The organism is Bacteroides sp. CAG:633, from assembly GCF_000435115.1.
Lineage (GTDB): Bacteria > Bacteroidota > Bacteroidia > Bacteroidales > Bacteroidaceae > Bacteroides > Bacteroides ndongoniae.
The window spans coordinates 1-2,250 of sequence record NZ_FR883049.1 but is presented as its reverse complement, the minus strand read 5'-3'; the positions used below and the strand labels follow the sequence as shown (position 1 = coordinate 2,250).

1 protein-coding gene and 1 pseudogene are annotated in these 2,250 nt (G+C 56.5%); one reads left to right on the top strand and one right to left on the bottom strand.

All coding sequences use genetic code 11. The annotated features are described in order from the left end of the window. Nucleotides 1-939: pseudogene (locus tag QVP67_RS06450) on the bottom strand (sensor histidine kinase); the annotation flags it as partial. Between the two features lie 235 nt (nt 940-1,174). Here QVP67_RS06450 and QVP67_RS06445 point away from each other — a divergent pair. After that, entirely contained in the window at nt 1,175-2,044 is an 870-nt protein-coding gene (locus tag QVP67_RS06445; protein ID WP_022162750.1) for a GLPGLI family protein, read from the top strand. The last annotated feature ends 206 nt before the right edge of the window (nt 2,045-2,250 follow it).

Genomic DNA, 2,250 nt, shown 5'->3' with positions numbered 1-2,250 from the left:
ACTCAGAAAGGCCACGCACGTCTTCAGCGTCTGCACGGGGCGTTTCAGTTCGTGAATCATGGTGTTGACGAAGTTCTTCCTCATCTCGTCGATGCGCCGCTGACGCAGGATGGTCTTAATCTGGAAGAGCAGACAGCAGGCCAGCAACAGTATCAGCAGCAGGCTGCCCAACAGTTGCCACCCCATCCGGAGCAACAGCGCGTGAGGCAGTATCTGTACCTGCACACGCACCTGTTCGAATTTCATCGGATTGTAGGGATAGTCCACCTGCAGCACGGGGAACAACGACGTGCCGAGGTGGGTCACCTTCTCTTTGCAGCGGTACAGCGTGTCGCGCACATGGGTCAGCTGCGTGGTAAAGGGCATTCCGTCGAGCCGTACCTGCAGGATGGAGTCGAAGCGTTGCAGCGTGAAGGGCACATCAACCTGCAGTTTGTACTGGTCCAGCACGCGGACGATGTCGACTCCGCCGGAGTAGCCGTCTTCGTTGCTCAGCACCAACGAGTCGACAAACTGCATGTTCAGCCTGTCGGTACGTACGCCGATGCTGTCTTTGCCCGTGCGGGACAGTCGCACCGTGTCGGGCATCAGGTCCGAGATGCTGGCTTTCAGCAGTTCATCAGTATCCACTGTACCCACTTTGACCACCTGCCTGTACTCCTGCCTGCCGGCGGGGTTCAGGCTGTCTTTCTGGTCCCGGTAACTCAGCGATATGCTGGTGTTGAGCGACACACTCGAAGCTCCGAACGTCTTTCGGGGCATCGTCCGGCGTATGGAGTCGTTTACGGCCACCGCATCCATGACGCGACGGTACATATCGTCGGCACACTCTTCGTTTTTATACCGGTACTGGTTCCACAGCCAGTAGCCCTGCCCCGCAATAATCAGCAGCATGGCCGCCAGCGAAAGCATCCATATAATCTTGATCCGTTGTTCCATTCTTCGTCTTGTTCGGTTCGTTTAGGGTTCCGGAAGCAAAAGTAACGCATCCGCTCCAATTAACGGTACGCGCGAGGCAAGTATTCTCGGGCGAATAATATTTCAGTAATAACTTTCCTCCGTGCCGGCAGCTTTTCTTCCTAGTTTTGTGTCGGGCAAGGCGGAAAAAGGAACCGTTTCCGCCACATGCCCGCTCAAAGAAAACATGATACGAACTTTTAAAACAAGAAACAGTATGAAAACAACCTTCTTCCTTCTGACCCTCCTTTCGGTCCTCATCGCACAGCCAGTGGCCGCCCAGTTCAACATCCGCATCTCGACCGGCGAAAGCCTGCGGCAGGACACCATCGACCAGGCTGTCTACGTGGTGCAATACGACATGCAAGACCGAAGCGATACCACCGAGACCGAAGCTCCCAACGAAACAGCCCTGCTGGAAGTTGGCCGGAAACTCTCGAAGTTCTACAGCTACACCAAATACGTATGCGACTCGGTGCTGGCTGCCGACCTGGCCAACCATGCGTCGCAAGAAGTAATCAACGAGCACCTGGCCCGGTATGGAAAAAGCCGGCTGAGCGAACAGACCTTCAAGCGATTCCCCGACGGAAAGGTGACGACCCTCGACGAAGTGGCGGGAGGCATCAGCCGCCTGCGTTGCGAAGAGGATGACGAGCGTCCGCAGTGGGAACTGTCGGCCGACACGATGCGGGTGTTGTCCTTCGGGTGTCGCAAGGCCACCTGCCGCTTCAAGGGGCGCAACTGGACGGCCTGGTACACCACCGACATCGCTTCGAGCGAAGGCCCCTGGAAACTGTGCGGACTGCCGGGCCTGATACTGCTGGCCGAGGACGACGAGGGTCACTACCGCTTCGAGTGCACCGGCATCGAACAGTGCCGCGCCTATCGCCCCATCCTGTACGCCGGAAAAGACTACGAGCCGATGAACCGTAAGGCCTACAACAAGGTACACGAACGCTACTATGCCGACCCCGTCGGATTCATCACCGGCAGCATGCCCAACGTGAAGATTACCATCAAGGACTCACAGGGCAACCCTACCAGCAACCCCAAAAACCTGCCCTACAATCCGCTGGAAAGAGAGTAGCACGAACATCGCCTGCCACACCGGCAATCGCCAACCTCCGGCTGCGAATTATCCCGACAAAAGACGGGCAACTGGAGAGTGTGGATGCAAGGGGGTAAGGAAGGCAGACAGGCAAATCATAAAGCGCTGACTACGTGATAGTTGCATTTTAGCTATCACAGTCGTATACTGAGGCACCCTCAGTCGTATACTTAGGTACCCTCGGT

Coding starts and splice junctions, on each gene's coding strand:
- QVP67_RS06445 (WP_022162750.1), top strand. CDS start 1,175: ATGAAAACAACCTTCTTCCTTCTGACCCTCCTTTCGGTCCTCATCGCA.